The 16,410-nt window shown below is 41.5% G+C and carries 17 protein-coding genes; 11 read left to right on the top strand and 6 right to left on the bottom strand.

Annotated features, from left to right (window positions below; genetic code table 11):
• Positions 1-91 precede the first annotated feature (91 nt).
• From CYCPU_RS0102540 to CYCPU_RS0102520, 5 genes are all read right to left on the bottom strand, one after another.
• On the bottom strand, positions 92-457 hold the full coding sequence (locus CYCPU_RS0102540) for a 2Fe-2S iron-sulfur cluster-binding protein (RefSeq protein ID WP_020161848.1): 366 nt from the start codon (positions 455-457) through the stop codon (positions 92-94).
• A gap of 12 nt (positions 458-469) precedes the next feature.
• A complete protein-coding gene (locus CYCPU_RS0102535) occupies positions 470-1,189 on the bottom strand; it encodes an FAD-binding oxidoreductase (RefSeq protein WP_020161847.1) in 720 nt (239 codons plus the stop codon).
• A 432-nt stretch (positions 1,190-1,621) separates the two neighbouring features.
• Positions 1,622-2,113 carry an aromatic-ring-hydroxylating dioxygenase subunit beta gene (locus CYCPU_RS0102530; protein WP_015005312.1) on the bottom strand — a complete coding sequence of 164 codons (492 nt, stop codon included), beginning with the start codon at positions 2,111-2,113 and terminating at the stop codon, positions 1,622-1,624.
• A gap of 1 nt (position 2,114) precedes the next feature.
• Positions 2,115-3,476 (bottom strand): aromatic ring-hydroxylating oxygenase subunit alpha, encoded by a 1,362-nt coding sequence (locus CYCPU_RS0102525; protein ID WP_015005311.1) that lies wholly within the window; start codon positions 3,474-3,476, stop codon positions 2,115-2,117.
• Between the two features lie 553 nt (positions 3,477-4,029).
• Entirely contained in the window at positions 4,030-4,944 is a 915-nt protein-coding gene (locus tag CYCPU_RS0102520; protein ID WP_020161846.1) for a fatty acid desaturase, read from the bottom strand.
• Between the two features lie 146 nt (positions 4,945-5,090).
• On the opposite strand from CYCPU_RS0102520, the gene CYCPU_RS0102515 reads away from it, so the two are divergent.
• Entirely contained in the window at positions 5,091-6,113 is a 1,023-nt protein-coding gene (locus tag CYCPU_RS0102515; RefSeq protein WP_020161845.1) for an AraC family transcriptional regulator, read from the top strand.
• A 64-nt stretch (positions 6,114-6,177) separates the two neighbouring features.
• Here the strand turns inward: CYCPU_RS0102515 and CYCPU_RS0102510 are convergent, their stop codons facing one another.
• Complete coding sequence (locus CYCPU_RS0102510; protein ID WP_015005308.1) at positions 6,178-6,411, bottom strand: hypothetical protein; 234 nt, start codon at positions 6,409-6,411, stop codon at positions 6,178-6,180.
• Between the two features lie 73 nt (positions 6,412-6,484).
• Between CYCPU_RS0102510 and CYCPU_RS0102505 the strand changes: the two genes are divergently transcribed.
• The 10 genes from CYCPU_RS0102505 to CYCPU_RS0102460 all read left to right on the top strand — a co-directional run bounded on the left by CYCPU_RS0102505 (position 6,485) and on the right by CYCPU_RS0102460 (position 16,400).
• On the top strand, positions 6,485-7,057 hold the full coding sequence (locus CYCPU_RS0102505; RefSeq protein ID WP_020161844.1) for a UbiX family flavin prenyltransferase: 573 nt from the start codon (positions 6,485-6,487) through the stop codon (positions 7,055-7,057).
• Between the two features lie 40 nt (positions 7,058-7,097).
• Entirely contained in the window at positions 7,098-7,682 is a 585-nt protein-coding gene (locus CYCPU_RS0102500) for a hypothetical protein (RefSeq protein WP_020161843.1), read from the top strand.
• A gap of 14 nt (positions 7,683-7,696) precedes the next feature.
• Positions 7,697-9,265: an FAD-binding oxidoreductase gene (locus CYCPU_RS0102495; RefSeq protein WP_015005305.1), complete on the top strand. Its 1,569-nt coding sequence runs from the start codon at positions 7,697-7,699 to the stop codon at positions 9,263-9,265.
• Positions 9,262-9,705, top strand: a complete 444-nt coding sequence (locus CYCPU_RS0102490) for a c-type cytochrome (RefSeq protein ID WP_020161842.1) — start codon at positions 9,262-9,264, stop codon at positions 9,703-9,705. Before CYCPU_RS0102495 ends, CYCPU_RS0102490 begins: the two co-directional genes overlap by 4 nt.
• Positions 9,705-11,186 (top strand): non-oxidative hydroxyarylic acid decarboxylases subunit C, encoded by a 1,482-nt coding sequence (locus tag CYCPU_RS0102485; RefSeq protein WP_016389838.1) that lies wholly within the window; start codon positions 9,705-9,707, stop codon positions 11,184-11,186. The genes CYCPU_RS0102490 and CYCPU_RS0102485 overlap by 1 nt, the downstream gene beginning before the upstream one ends.
• Entirely contained in the window at positions 11,183-11,416 is a 234-nt protein-coding gene (locus CYCPU_RS0102480) for a non-oxidative hydroxyarylic acid decarboxylases subunit D (protein WP_020161841.1), read from the top strand. The genes CYCPU_RS0102485 and CYCPU_RS0102480 overlap by 4 nt, the downstream gene beginning before the upstream one ends.
• Positions 11,417-11,426: 10 nt before the next feature.
• Positions 11,427-12,863, top strand: coding sequence for an FAD-binding oxidoreductase (locus CYCPU_RS0102475; protein WP_020161840.1), 1,437 nt, complete (start codon positions 11,427-11,429; stop codon positions 12,861-12,863).
• Positions 12,864-13,004: 141 nt separating this feature from the next.
• The gene (locus CYCPU_RS0102470) at positions 13,005-14,450 is read left to right on the top strand and encodes an aldehyde dehydrogenase family protein (RefSeq protein WP_020161839.1); all 1,446 of its coding nucleotides are present in this window, start codon (positions 13,005-13,007) and stop codon (positions 14,448-14,450) included.
• A 56-nt stretch (positions 14,451-14,506) separates the two neighbouring features.
• A complete protein-coding gene (locus tag CYCPU_RS0102465; protein WP_015005299.1) occupies positions 14,507-15,952 on the top strand; it encodes an aldehyde dehydrogenase family protein in 1,446 nt (481 codons plus the stop codon).
• A gap of 97 nt (positions 15,953-16,049) precedes the next feature.
• Positions 16,050-16,400 (top strand): rhodanese-like domain-containing protein, encoded by a 351-nt coding sequence (locus CYCPU_RS0102460; RefSeq protein ID WP_016389842.1) that lies wholly within the window; start codon positions 16,050-16,052, stop codon positions 16,398-16,400.
• The last annotated feature ends 10 nt before the right edge of the window (positions 16,401-16,410 follow it).

The following is a 16,410-nucleotide window of genomic DNA, read 5'->3' as shown; positions in this document are numbered from 1 at the left end:
GATATACCTCATATTGCATTGATTTAAATCAGAAAAGCCCTTATCTATAAGGGCTTTTCAATACAAGGTTATTTATTGCGGTTTTAGGTCATTAAGATGTGGACCAGGGTGTTTTAGTACTTTTCTTTACAATGTTTTTTTGTAACTTACCAATAACGCTCAAACTCAGGTCGCTGCGGGGGAACACTCTACACGCCAAGACACAGCCAGATGCTTCCTCATCGGCAGATACATGCGCCCTGCTCATTTTTTTAGTGTCATACAATCCAGAATTTATTTGTATTTTACAAACACCACAACCCCCTCCCTGACAACCCGACGGGATACCTTTTTTACCCATTCTCGACATTGCAGATAAAAGATGTCGATCTGATTGGCACTTAAAGCTTTCCCCTGTGTTTTCTATTGTGATAACAAAATTTTGAGCTTCATCACGCACTGCATCAGTCATTAGCATTAATACAAGTCGTTAAACTTCTGGAGTATATAAGTCTGAAAAGAATGCTGATGGCTTCAAATTCTTATTTGCAATCAGTTCGTCTGCCACTGCTTTCACCATTGCAGGTGAACCAGCACTATAGACTTGCCACTCAGACAGATCATTAGGCGTTAGTCGATCAACAACTTCTGTAATTAAGCCCGTATGCCCCTCCCAATCTTCTTGGTGCGATAAAGCCGGGTGATAATGGAAGCCGCTATATTTCTCTGCTAAAGCCTGCATAAAATCAGACTCTAGTAACTCACTCTCTTCACGACAACCTAAAAAATAACGCACTTCACGATTAGCTAATTGACCGGTCTCATCCAAATAATGAATCATCGAACGAATATAACTTGCACCAGATGCCCCCGCCACAAAGATCAAATTCCGCTTACTGTCTTCCCGTAAATAAGCGTCACCCATTGGCATGTGTAATTGAACAACATCACCGGCTTTTAGTGAATATAAATAAGCCGCACCTGTTCCCAACTTATCTTCTTTCACTAACAGCTCCACCTCACCTTTTTTATTCGGTGAAGAGGCAATTGAATAATATGACGCCTTATCCAAATTTGGTAATAAGACCGCCAAATATTGACCGGCTTTAAATTCGAGCGACTTAGGCTCAAGCAGTTCAATTCTAAGTAAAATAATACCCTTGCTGACAAAGCCAGAATAAACGACTTGCCCCTTATGCGTTACTTCCATCCAAAACTCTCTTTTTAATAATTAAAGCACATAACATGGTAACAACAACCAAGCCCGATACTTTTTATATCATGAGCGCACTGCTCACTTTTTTAATTTTTCTATTGAACTCACTAAACATATAGCCATAACTAGTCTCCCTTAGTTAAACAATGCACTTCATACTCGTCACCGCAACCTTAGTCAGTTTATCTTGCGAAACGAATTCCTTGCACAATAGAAAATCCAATCTCTTTTATATTATACAAAATTAGTAAAATACAACTTTATTTATTGAAGCAAATCCTAACCCTATAAAAGAACATTCAAGACCCTATATTAAAAAAGCTTATATACATTACCTTTACAAAGTCGACTGTAGGGCAAATAAAAAAGCCCTAGCGACAAGGCTGCTAGGGCTTTTTGCTTTATATAGTACTTTTACTTTATATACTAAACACTATAAACATCTAATACAGTATCAACAACATCATTGTGTAACGTGATTTTTCTATAGCAGATTTTCAACTCACCATCCACTTTACGTAAACGGTGCTCTTGAACACCAAAAGCATTACGACTCACTTTAGAATGATAACTGTGTGTCACCCAAGACGAATGAACAACAATCTCACCTTCATCATTTTCAGACACTCTAAAGTTGCTGTTCATATGACACGTTCTAGGTAATGGACTTGCAGAATAAGCCAATTCTGTTCTGATTCTATACACCCTATCCTCAAGACCTGAGCGATTACCATAATAAATCAATGAAATTTCACGCTTAGGGTTACTCGTTTGAGTATATTCATCAATCCATGATGGCATCCAATAGGTAGCATCTTTTGTATATAAATTAATCCAATCATCCCACTGCTTATGGTCTAGAGCGGCAGCCTCATTAATAATTACATCTATGGCTTGTTCTTTTAATACTGAATCCATCTTAACTTTCCTCCGCTTGGCCTTCAGCCATCATCTCGGCCCACCGCTTATGCTGCGCAACCATAATACCTTCATCTTCAAGGTTAGTACCTGACTCAACAGGGTTAATTCCAACAGTTTTAGCAACTTTTTCTGGCCCTTCAACCGTATTCATTGCCCCACGACACATATCACTCCAACGTTGTTTTTCACCCATAAAGCCTATCTGGCTGTTATTGAATGCTGTTAAATCATCCGGTGTTGCCATGCCTGTTGCATTAAAGAAATCCTCATACTGCCGAATACGGCGCTCACGGGCTTCATCTGACTCCCCAACCGGTGCAACACAATAGGTTGTTACTTCTGTTTTATCAACAGAAATAGGGCGGAAATGGCGAATCTGCGTACTCATTTGATCCATTAAGAATACGTTTGGATAGATGCAGGTATTACGTAAAAAACCCGCCATAAATTCTGCTCGCGCCTCTCCAAATTTTTCTCGTAGCGCTGGCATCTGCCCACCAACATAAAGTGGACGATCTTGGGCACTAGGGAATTTTCCCCATAACATCACATGACCATTCCCAAAGTGATAATAACCACCCGGTAGCTCCCCAGTAGATCCTGTCGACATCGCGCCCACATCTGCTGCTTTCACTGCGTCATTCTCTGCTTGGATTTTTTTACGATTGGCTAATGTCATTACATAATTGCCATGAATAGCTTCTAAATGATAACCATCCACACCATTTTCCGCCTGTAATTTCCAATTTCCATTATAGGTATAGGTTGTTATACCCGGTAACACCTCTAGGCCTCCCTCAGCCTGATCTACAAGTAGATCTATCGAGTGCGTCGCCTCGCCTAAGAACTCTTTTAAACTACATGCATTGTCATCCAGCACACCAAAAACAAAACCTCTGTAGCTTTCAATATCACCTATTGTTTGAAGGCCTAAATTATCTTTATCGAAGCTCTCACTATAGCCGACACTGTTTTTATGCTCACCACAATCCAGTAATTTCCCTTTCATGTCGTACGTCCACATATGAAATGGGCAAACCATTTTACGCTTATTACCACATGCAGTGTTTACCAGTTGCGCACCCCTGTGTGAACAGGCATTAATAAAGCCATGGATTTCACCGTCTTTATCACGCGTAATAATAACGGGTTGACGCCCCATATATGTTGTAAAGAAATCATTGGGGTTTTTAATTTGGCTTTCATGGCAAAGATAAACCCAGTTTTTTTCAAAAATGGTTTTCATTTCCATGTCAAAAATTTCTTCGTCAGTGAAGACCCTTCTATCAGCACGGTAAATACCCTGCTCTTTATCCTCGATCAAATAGCTCCCAAAATCGATTTTATTTTGTTTACCCATTCTTTATTCTCCTTTTATCAGCCTGTTAACTCGGCTGCATCATTAATCTTATTCTCAACTAACTCTGTCGTTTGAGTAATTGAACTATATCAATATAAACTTTTCCAGCCATGACTTACATCATTTACTTGATAAAAATTCAAAAACTTCCATAAAAAGCTAATTTAATAAAGCTGCTTATTTATGATCATTAACACGCTATTAGCTAGCAACCAGTTACCAAACCACTACTATCATCGACCATAATTGCCAATAACGTAACTGTTGTTAAACCAACCAATACCGGTGTTTTCCGAGAAATGAAAAACACTCTTAACGAGTCATATTATTATCAACACTCATCATCTCTCCAAACCTCGTTTGTTTTATACCCCTAAATTATTCAAAAAGCACTTAACAAACCAATAAATATCATTTCGACATTCTCAAACTGACTCTTAATAACAGTTACTAAAACGCCTTATAAACCCCAATAACATTTTCGCCCCTTTATAACAGACAATAAAAAAGCACTCCTAGGAGTGCTTTTTTATTGAACAATCAATCTATGCAATCAAGCAGGCTCAACAGTATGCTTTGAATGATCGAAATTAAGATGTGATTCAAGGTTAGCAGGAGCTACGCCAAATGCTGTTTGAAAACTAACATTATGCGCATTAATTTCATCATATTTTAAATACCAAGCCTTATGCATCTTATAAAAAGGTATTTCTGGATATAAGTGATGAATTAAATGGTAGTTCTGATAAACCAACAGCGGTGTCAATAACCACTCCCAACCCATTCGCATCGTCGTTGCCATATATTTATCTTCTTCCTGACCCACTTTATTAGGCGCATGCGGCAAAATAACAAAAACTACTGCAATCATAAATAAAGCAATCCGGCTAGGAATGAACCACAACATAAGCAACTCAAGTCCCAAACCAAAGTATAAAGCAATGACGAAACCTGTTATTAGTAGCGTATAAAAAACAATAAGTGCTTTAGCATGTCTTTTTACAACTCTCATTCCATACTTAAAGAAATAATAGATGTAGTACCCGTCAAAACAAGACCATTTAAAAGGCACTTGCCACCATTTGGCCTCATGCTCGTAAACATCGGGGTCCATTGGCCCATTGGCGTGGATGTGGTGCTTATTATGTACCCATCTAAGTGCAACCATTGGCGCATAAGGGAATAAGAAAAACAAACCAACTGAACCGATAGCTTCATTAAGGAATTTATTGCTCGATAAAGAATGGTGCGACGCATCATGAATAATGCTAAACATCCAATAACTTAAAAGCCCATTGATGATAGCCCCTGACCATAAGGGCAAAATTCCGTTTAAGGCATAATACCAAACAGCAATAATGCCAGACAGAGACAGTATAAAAATAAGGGTCGTCGGAATGGCTAAACTGGGTGCAACCCTAAGAGATTCGAAATATTCTTCACTCGTTGCTGGGTTTTTTGTACTCATAATCTCTCCTGAATTAAATTAACTGACTATTTATGTTTTTATAATCACCAATTAGAACAAGACTTAATCTAATAGATAAGTGTCATTATTTGACATAACCATGTCATTTTATGACAATACCTTTCAACCATCGCTCAAAGGAACTTATGTCCCAATCAATTATACTCCCTGTTAGCTACATACAAATAGCTATCCGAGAATTGTCTAACAAAGGCATTACAGCTGAGCAGATTTTAGAAGGCACCGAACTAAGCGTTCACTCATTACAAGAAGATGATTATATCTCATTAGATCAATTCATTAGCGTTATCCTTAACACACGGAAACTAAGTAACAACCCAGCCATTGGCTTATTACTGGGCTCAATACTGCACCCCTCAACTCACGGGTCTGTTGGTTGGGCAGCTATCAATAGCCCGACATTATCAGACGCCATCAATATTTTTCAGCGATATAGCCAAGTACGAACGCCCTTCATCTTATATACAACCCTTACCCAAGGTGATCAATATATCATCCGCTTAACGCTGACTGACAACCTTAAAGCCGCCCACACAATTTTCATCGAGGCCATGCTAATGTTACTGCAACATATCATTGAGTTCATACTCGGAAGGCCGATGACAGAGGCTAGTCTATACATGAATAGCTTCACACCCAGTTATGTAGACAGTTACCGGAAATACTTTCATTGCCCTATTCACTTTAATTCTGGTCACCTCGAAATTCGTCTTCCACTATCTTGGAAAGACACCCCCAACCCCAATGCTGACAAACACATGTACCAAATTGCGTTAGAGCAATGCCAAGAGGCACACCATCAATTGCAGCGTAATGTAAATATCAGCACTGAAATATACGATTATTTATCCGCAAACTTAAGTCACTCACCTACACTTAAACACACTGCTATGCACTTCGGCATAACACCTCGAACACTCATCAGGCGACTTAAAAATCAACACACGTCTTTCCAAAAAATAAAAGACGATGTATATGCATTTCAGGCCAGCAGTTATTTACGCAGAAGCACAATAACCATAGACACGTTATCTGTTATTTTTGGCTACAGCGATCCAGCTAATTTTAGGCGTAGCTTTAAAAGATGGTTTGGCATCAGCCCCCAAGAATATCGCGAACAACAAACCGAGATTTTGAAAAAACATTAAACGCGCATTAAATAAATTGAGCGATCAACTTAGCATAGACTCCAGCGAATCATTTCATTTGGGTTTATTTAAACCAATCGTCTAATTCATCACCATCAAGCTCATTAATAGCGTACTCATTAAAATCTTTATAGGTGTTCCAATCATGGATTTTTTGACTGGCAGAATCCTTTAAATCTTGATCTGACAATTGCTGTTGATACTTGTTAAGCATCAATTCACTGTAATCATTACACTGTTTAAGAAAATCAATAACAATTTTTTTTTGAATATCTAACGGAAGAGGTTTTTGGCTCATTTTATTCTCACTTAATATTGACGCTGCTTTTGTTAGGCGATAGAGTCATTTAATCTAACAACAATAAGATTCCATGAGAAAAATAATTATCGCTATAACTGGGGCTACCGGGTCTATTTACGGTACCCGTTTACTTGAAATTCTGCAAACTGTCGATGACGTTGAAACACATTTGATTCTTTCCAATGCGGGTGCACTAACTGCTCAATATGAATTAAATATGGATAAACAAGAACTTATGTCGCTGGCCGACGTAACGCATCACCCAAAAGATATTGGCGCATCAATTTCAAGCGGCTCATTTATCACCGACGGTATGGTTATTGCGCCATGCTCTATGAAAACACTCGGCTCCATTGCCAATGGTATAGCTGATAATCTAGTCTCTAGAGCTGCAGACGTGATACTAAAAGAACGCCGAAAACTTATTTTAATAGTTCGTGAAACACCCTTAAACCTTGTTCACTTAAGAAATATGACGACCCTCTCCGAGATGGGCGCCATCATTGCACCGCCCGTACCGGCCTTTTATATTCAGCCAAAGTCTATCGACGACATAGTTAATCATTCAGTTGGAAGAATACTAGACACATTAGACATTTCTAATGTAGATTATGTAGCCCGGTGGCAAGGTCTTTCAAAATAATAATCATCCACCTTTAATAATTACAATCGAAGAGGAGCTTATGTTAAGCAGACGCACTTTTATTAAATCCGCACTGGCCACTAATGTCGCCTTATTAGCCACGCCATCTCAAGCGCTTCAACAGGTTTTAACCGGCTCTGAAGAAATCCCATTACTGGTCTTTGCAGATGAGCACTCAGCTCACTCAAAACATTTTATCTCCAATGTTGCCGAGCGCAAGTCTAATATCGATTTAGATATTGGCCAACACTTTGACCTGCTTAGAGAGTTTTGCAAAGAGTCCCCTATGGGCCAAATTTCAGGCTTAACCAGAGATTCCGATTTTTTTGCCCTTGAACAAATCGCAAAGGACTTTGGTTTTTACACCCAATATTCAGCCACACATCATTATTCCGGAAACATGTTGACGCATGAAGTCTCTAGTTCGAAAGACTCTGCTGAACTGATTACCTCATCACTAAAAAACGCAAAAGAACAATGGCCGCAATGGCTTGCAAATCATATGCGAGTTTTACCGAGAGGGAATGCCCAGCTCGTGACGCAAAAAACACAGATCAGCCTAGCCAATACCGATCAACATGACTTCTTAGTCTCTTGGTCTTTAAGCCCAAATAAAAACAAATAACAATTGGAACAACCATGACTAAACCACTCCCACAAGGCATCACTTTAGGCCAGCTTAATGCGGCGATTGCCGAGATCGAAAAAGTCGTCGGCAAAGAATATGTTTACTTGGATGACATAAAAGAACTTCGCAGCTATCGAGACCCTTATAACACCACCAATGATGCTGACTTTGCTCCATCCGCTGCTGTTGCACCTCATAATGTTGAGCAAATCCAAAAAATTCTTGCCATCGTTAATAATTACAAAATACCTGTTTGGACAATTTCCACCGGTAAAAACTTTGCCTACGGTGGCCCCGCTCCTCGTAAGCCCGGCTATATTGTTCTGGATTTAAAGCTCATGAATAGAATTCTTGAGGTTAACGAGAAACATGGTTACGCAATCGTTGAGCCTGGTGTGAGCTATTATGACTTATATAACTACCTTCAAGAAAAAGGCTCAAAGCTTTGGATTGATTGTGCCGCACCCGCCTGGGGCGGAATTGTCGGTAACACCTCTGAGCACGGCGCTGGCTACACACCTTATGGCGATCATCTATTAATGCAATGTGGTATGCAAGTCGTGCTTGCTGATGGTACTGTCGTTGAAACCGGCATGGATACTACTGCAAACAGTAAAACAGGCGGCCTCTACAAGTACGGTCAAGGCGCTGCGATTGATGGATTATTCACCCAATCAAACTTTGGTGTCATTACTCGTATGGGCATCTGGTTAATGCCAGAACCTCCGGGCTATACACCTTTTATGATTACTCTGGAAAATGAGCATGACCTTGAAACAGTAACCGACCTCTCGTTACCACTTCGGGTTAATCAAGTCATTCATAATGCACCAATGACTGTTGATTTACTATGGGAAGCAGCCATGTCTGTTAGCCGTAGTCAATACTATACGGGCAAAGGCCCAATGCCAGACAGTCATCGTAAAAAAATGGCTAAGGACCTCGATTTGGGTATCTGGAATTACTACGGTGCTGTATACGGCCCAGGCCCTATGATGAAAAACAATATGGATGTTATCAGAGATACATTTGGTAGTATTCCAGGCGCAAAATTTCATTATGACGACACCAGAAAAGGTGACCCCGGTTGGGATTACCGCGTCAAACTAATGAAAGGTGTTCCTAATATGACTGAGTTCAGCCTACTGAATTGGGTTGGTGGCGGTGGTCATATTAACTTCTCGCCTATTTCAGCCGCTGATGGCAAATCATCTATGAATCAATACAAGATGATTGAAAAACGTGCACACGAATACGGCTTTGACTACATTGGCGAATTCTTAATTGGCTGGCGAGATCAACACCATATCTTTATGCTGATGTTTAACCGCATGAGCCCAGAAGAGAAAAAGCGCGCTCACGATCTATTCGCCATTTTAGTTGATGAGGCAGCCGCCTTAGGATACGGCGAATACCGTACTCACTTATCCTTTATGGACCAAATCGCTGGCACATTTTCATGGAACGATAACGCACTTTGGGACACCCATCACGCCCTAAAAGATGAATTAGACCCAAATGGAATCCTTTCTCCAGGAAAACAGGGGATTTGGCCAAAAAATTTAAGGGGTGAGTCATGAGTAAATATTTTTTAATTATTACAAGTCTTCTGTTTTTGACTGCTTGCGATCAACAAACAACAGATTCTGCAACAAACCCAGAACCAAGCACTCAAAAAGAAACTGCCGTAATTCCTGAAACTGTGGCAGAGCCTACTTCAAACTATGAGCCTAGCAACCGCTCAGGAAAGGTAATTTTTGACCTACACTGCGCTGGTTGTCACGATTCTGGTAATGCGTATGCGGCCACCAAACAACTTGCTCTAGTTCGTGGCAAGGATCTAGCCGTTATTAGAGAACGTACAGACTTAGTTCCTGACTATATTAAATATATTGTTAGAGACGGGCTGCTAGAGATGCCTCCTTTCCGCCCAACAGACATTAATGATAAGGAACTAGATAACTTAGCAGCATATATCGTTGACAGTGCTAAAGCACACGCAAATAAGGAAAGCAAATAATGAGTACCGACAAAAAACCGTTATCCGCTGAAGCCAAAGCTGTTGGCGAACGTATTGGCAGCTTACGTGATTTTCTAGAATTTTTAGAAGAAAATGGCCAATGTATTACTTGGACTGATGAAGTCATGCCTGAACCAGATATTCGCAATATAGCTGTTGCTGCTGGTCGTGATTCAATGAATGGCCCAGCTGTTATATTTAATAATATCGCTGGCTACCCAGGCAAAAAACTCGTCCTAGGCGTACATGGTAGTTTCACCAATCTAGCACTATTGTTGGGGCACCCTAAAGGCACCACTATAAAAGAATTGTTTTACGACATTATTTCTCGTTGGGGTGACGATAAACCACTACTCGATTTTATTGAACCAGAAGCTGCTCCAGTCAACGAAAATCGCCTGACTGACAACTTCAACCTTTATGATTTATTACCGCTTTATCGTATTAATGAATATGACGGTGGCTTTTATATCGGCAAGGCTAATGTTGTCAGCCGTGACCCACGAGACCCCGAAAACTTTGGTAAGCAAAACGTCGGGATTTACCGTATTCAAGTGCAAGCACCGGGCGAGTTTACCCTGCTGTCAGTTCCTGCACATGATATGGGTCGTCACATTGTCGCTGCTGAACAAGAAAATGTACCATTAAAAATATCCGTCATGCTCGGCAACCACCCAGCTATGTGTATGTTTGCAGCAACACCTGTTGGTTATGAAGAGTCTGAGTTTGCCTATGCATCTCAAATGATGGGTAGTCCGCTACGACTAACAAAATCAGGCAACGGCATGGATATTTTGGCTGATTCAGAAATGGTTATCGAAGCAGAACTAATGAATGGTGTGCGTAGCTTTGAAGGGCCTTTTGGTGAGTTCCCTGGCAGTTATAGTGGCGTTAGAAAAATACCTCGCTTTAAAGTAACGGCTATTTCACACCGCAACGACCCTATTTTTGAAAATATTTACATTGGTCGCGGCTGGACAGAGCACGACACCTTAATTGGCCTAAACACATCAGCACCAATCTACGCACAACTTAAAAAAGACTTTCCTGAAGTTGTTGCTGTTAACGCCTTGTATCAGCATGGCCTTACCGGCGTAATATCGGTTAAGAATCGGTTTGCTGGCTTCGCAAAATCAGTGGCCATGCGAGCACTTGGCACGCCACATGGCACCATGTACCTTAAAAACTTAATCATGGTTGATGATGATGTTGATCCTTTCGACCTAAACGAAGTGATGTGGGCCTTATCAACACGTACCCGGGCTGATGACACGATTGTTATCCCCAATATGCCATTGATTCCGATTGATCCGGCAGCAGAAGTTGCGGGCAAAGGTCATCGCTTAATTATTGATGCAACAAGCTTTATGCCACCCGATAAATTGGGTTCCGACTCAAAAATTGTTACCCCACCATCGGGGGCAAATATTGATGAATTAGCTAAGGTTATTCAATCATTACAAAATGGAGGTCAATCATGAGTTTATGCCCACGCTGCCAAGCCGCCGAAGAAAAAATCCGAGTTGAACATAAAGGTCACAATGCTCAAGGTGAACTCGTTTGGACAATCTTTCATTGTAGCGCCTGTGAGTTTACATGGCGAGATAGTGAGCCTGCTACTTCCATAGATTACGAGGAACGGGAAGCATTTTTCAGGGTTGATCCTGAAAAACCATATCCAATAATTATGCCTCCGGCTCAATATAAATAGGTTTATCAGCATGAAAAATATTATAGAAAACCTTAACGGCTTATTAGGTGCTGACAACGTCATTAGCGCTTCAGATCAACCTACAGAATATCAATTTCTAACAGACCGCATCAATAATGGTGAGCGTGAATTCATCGCCGTGGTAACGCCTAGCAATCTAGATGAATTAAAAAATCTACTGGTCTCTTCCACAGATGAAAGCTATTCCTTGTTCAATCTATTAAGCCCTGGAGAAATAAACACCGCGCCTATTCCCGCAAAAGGTGCCATCGTAGTTATTGATCTTAAAAAGCTTAATAGTATTATCGAAGTTAACACTCAAGCTGCTTATGCACTGATCGAGCCTGGCGTTAGCTATGCTCAACTCAATGAATACTTAGAAACCAATAACATTCCTTTTATCGTTGATTTTGATAAAAACTCAACTCAATCGGTTTCAGGTGGGATCAGCAATAGAAGTTATGGCTACACGCCGTATGGTGACCACCTCATGATGCAATGTGGTATGGAAGTGATGCTTGCGAATGGTCGTTTAATACGTACAGGTATGGGGGCGATGCCAAACAGCGACTCGTGGCAATTATTTAAATATGGTTTTGGTCCCTATATTGACGGCACCTTTACCCAATCAAGCTTAGGCATTATTACCAAAGTAGGTATCTGGCTAATGCCCAAGGCACCAGCTTATAGACCGTTTGCCATTCAACTGCCAAACGAAGCAGCCATGAATCAAGCCGTTGAGATTATGCGCGACATGAAAATTAATATGCTGGTTCCAAATACGGTAACTGTCGCTTCCGCAAAGTCTGACGCCTCGCAATTCTCTACTGAAGCGCTGGAAGACATTGGTAACAACGATGAAGCGGCGACAAAACACCAATTGGGTGCTTGGAATATGTACGGTGCTTTGTATAACATGCCAGCCAACGTTGATTTCTTATGGCAAGCTATTAATGGCGCCTTCAGCCAAATTGAAGGGGCTAAATTTTTAATGCCTGAGGAAACTGCCAATAACCCTATCTGGGCTCAGCGTGAAATGAAGATGGATGGAAAATTCAATACAATTAATCCAAACTTATCAGGCTACTCATCCATCAATGTACATTTTGCTAGCCCAATTGATGGTGACGATGCAGTTAAGATGCAAACGCTGCTACAAAGCGTTAACAACCCAGCGGAGCTTAACATCATCGGTCAGTTTGCGCTGACATGGCGTACCATGATGACGCAGCTTCAAGTGCTCTACCCTACAGGTGATGCTGAAAAACTAGCACAAGCACGTCAACTCACTAAGCAGCTTATTGACGACTTTTCAGCTCAAGGATACCCTACTTGCCTAGTGGATGCGGACATGCAAGAAGCCGTTGATGCCGTCAGTCTAGATGGACTCAAAACACTTAAAAACCGTGTTAAAAAAGCACTCGATCCGCAGTCTGTTTTTGGTTAAAACTGCTCCATATTATTATTGCTGAGTCGTGTCACTAAGCATTTTGTTTAATGCACGACTCAGCATAATTGAGTTGTAACAATACGCCGAGTTATTTTAATTAACTTATTCTTCAAACCTTACTAACAGTAGATACTTATTATGATTAAAACCTATGACCTTTGGATTAATGGAGAGCACACAAAACCAGCTTCTGGAAAATATTTTGATGTCCTTAACCCGCTAGATGACAGCCTTTATTGCAAAGCCGCCGAGTCTAATCAAACAGATATCAACAAAGCAGTAGATGCTGCTCATGCTTGCTTTTCCAGCTATCGAAAATGCTTAGCTAAAGACCGTGAAGCAATGCTTACAAAAGCCGCTGACCTGCTCGAAAGAGACCGTGAAGAATTCCTTGAAATCCTAATTGATGAAGTCGGCTCTCCAATCAACAAAGCACAATTTGAGGTCACTCAAACAATTGGCCAGCTCCGCGCTGCTGCTGGTAGCGCACGTCGTATTACAGGTCAAACCATGCCATCCGACACACCGGGTCGTTTAAGCATGAGTGTGCGTAAGCCATTGGGCGTTGTTGCTGCCATTACTCCGTTTAATGTTCCCTTATTAAAAGCTGCAAAATTAGTTGCCTCACCGTTAGCGACTGGTAATACTGTCGTATTATTAACCTCCGAAGAAGCACCTGCGGTCTCTTTCCGTTTTGCCAAACTGATAGAAGAAGCAGGCTTTCCTGCAGGCAGCTTAAATGTCGTGTCTGGTTTCGGTGTGGATGTTGGTGACTTTTTGACCGACCACCCTCTAGTAAAAGCCGTTATGTTCACCGGTTCCAGTGTAGTCGGTAAACACATCAGCGAAATTTGTGGCCGTAACATGAAACCCTGTGTTCTAGAACTCGGTGGTAAAAGCCCCTATATCGTTTTAGCTGATGCCGACCTTGGATTAGCGGTACAAAATGCCATTATCGGTATGTTCTTTTATCAAGGCCAAGCATGTATTGCATCCAGCCGTATTATTGTAGAAGCAGCTGTGTACGAGCAATTTGTTGAAATGTATAGCGCTGCGGCCAAGCAGTTATCAATGGGAGACTTACATGAGATGTCGACCATCTTAGGGCCCATTATTTCACCACGCCAACGCAACCGAGTACGCACACATATTGAAGATGCCGTATCAAAAGGGGCGACTCTCGTTACCGGTGGTGAGTGGGAAGGCAACCGTTGTCAGCCGACTATTCTTACCAATGTCACCGAGGACATGATTGTCTGTCGCCAAGAAACGTTTGGCCCGGTGACTTCCATTTACTCTGTTGAAAACGCTGAAGAGGCGTTAGCACTCGCAAATGATACACATTATGGACTCAGCGGTGCTATTCACACCAACGACCTTAACAAAGCGCTATCGTTAGCACATGAAGTAGAAACAGGCATGATACATATCAATGCGCCAAGTGTTTACGATGAACCACATGTACCTTTTGGCGGTATTGGCGACAGTGGCTTCGGTCGTGAAGGTGTTGATGTTGATATTGATGCGTTAACACAATGGAAATGGATTACGATTCAAATGCCTGGCTACGATCAAGCCCACTAATAGCAAGCTTTTCAATTAAAACATTAACTTAAAGACTTTAATATTAAAGGACAAACATGACTACCAAACATGATCTATGGATAAACGGTGAACACACCCAACCCGACAGTGGAAAATATTTTGACGTTCTCAACCCGTTAGACGATTCTCTCTACTGCCAAGCTGCTGAGTCAAATGATGCAGATATTAACAAAGCAGTAGAAGCAGCACATCGTTGCTTTCAAACTTATAGCAAAACATTAGCAAAAGATATCGAAGCAATGCTATGTAAAGCAGCTGATTTAATGGAAAGAGATCGTGCTGAGTTTACGGACATTCTAATTGACGAAATCGGCTCACCAATAAACAAAGCCAATTTTGAAATTGCCTATGCTATTACTCATTTACGTGCTGCTGCAGGCGTTGCTCGCCGTGTTACTGGGCAAACCATGCCATCTGACACACCGGGCCGGCTCAGCATGAGCGTACGTAAACCTTTAGGCGTTGTTGCTGCCATCACACCGTTTAACGTACCGTTGATTAAAGCAGCAAAGTTAGTCGCCTCACCTTTGGCAACGGGCAACACCGTTGTACTACTGTCCTCAGAAGAAGCACCAACACTGTCTTTCCGTTTTGCTCAACTACTGCATGAAGCCGGCTTCCCTGCGGGTTCTGTTAATGTTGTCTCTGGCTTTGGTGTTGACGTAGGTGATACCTTAAACAGCCACCCACTGGTTAAAACAGTGATGTTTACTGGTTCTAGCCGAGTAGGTAAACATATTGGTGAAATTTGCGGTAAACAAATGAAACACGCCGTGCTTGAGCTTGGCGGAAAAAGCCCACTCGTTATCTTGGCAGATGCTGACCTTGGATTAGCAGTCAAAACGGCTATTTTTGGTATGTTTTTATACCAAGGCCAAGCCTGTATGGCCTCCAGCAGAATCATTGTTGAAGAAGGTATTTATGATCAATTCATCGCAGCCTATAAACAAGCGGCAAGCCAACTGTCTATGGGCGACTTACGTGAAATGTCCACCATCCTTGGCCCTATTATCTCTCAACGCCAGCGTGACCGAGTACGCCGTCATATAGACAATGCAGTAGAAAAAGGTGCTACCATCGAAACCGGCGGTAACTGGCAGGGTAATAAATGTGAGCCAACGATCCTAACCGGGATCACAGAAGAGATGGATGTTTGCTACGAAGAAACTTTTGGTCCTGTAACCTCGGTCTATTCGGTTAAAGATTATGAGGCCGCTCTCGAGATGGCAAATGATACGCCCTATGGACTCAGCTCGGCTATTATTACTAACGACTTAAATAAAGCCTTAGATTTTGCCGAGAACATTGACTCTGGCATGGTTCATATCAACGCCCCTACTTTGTATGACGAACCTCACGTACCTTTTGGCGGTACAGGCGACAGTGGCTTTGGCAGAGAAGGAATCGAGGTCGACGTTGATGCACTAACGGAGTGGAAATGGATTACCATTCAACTCCCTGACGCAAGCGCTGGACACTAAGAATTTATGTTTAAGTAACATTAAAAAGCAGCCCTTCCCGGCTGCTTTTTTTGTGTCAAAAATTTATTATTAAACTTCTACTCAAAAGGATAATCTCATGATCAAACCCGCCAGTGATTTTATTAAAGAAGCCCAAAAAATATGCAATTGCCTTGATGCCGTTGCAGCTAAAGAACTTGCCGGGCAGTCAAATAACCTGATTATTTTGGATGTTCGAGAACCACATGAGACCACCGAATCAAAGCTTGAACAGGCCATCAACATTCCTCGCGGCCTATTAGAAATGAAAGTACAAAACCATTGCACCGACCCTGATACTCTGATTCTTATCCATTGCGCAGGTGGTGGCCGTGCATCTTTAGCCGCAGCCAGACTACATGAAATGGGCTATCGTAATGTCCATGCCATTACCGAAAAATTTACCGATATCAAAAAAGTTTTTGACTAACTAGGGCAAC

Source organism: Cycloclasticus pugetii PS-1 (assembly GCF_000384415.1).
Lineage (GTDB): Bacteria > Pseudomonadota > Gammaproteobacteria > Methylococcales > Cycloclasticaceae > Cycloclasticus > Cycloclasticus pugetii.
The sequence above is the reverse complement of the archived record's forward strand: the minus strand, read 5'-3'. Positions and strand labels throughout refer to the sequence as shown.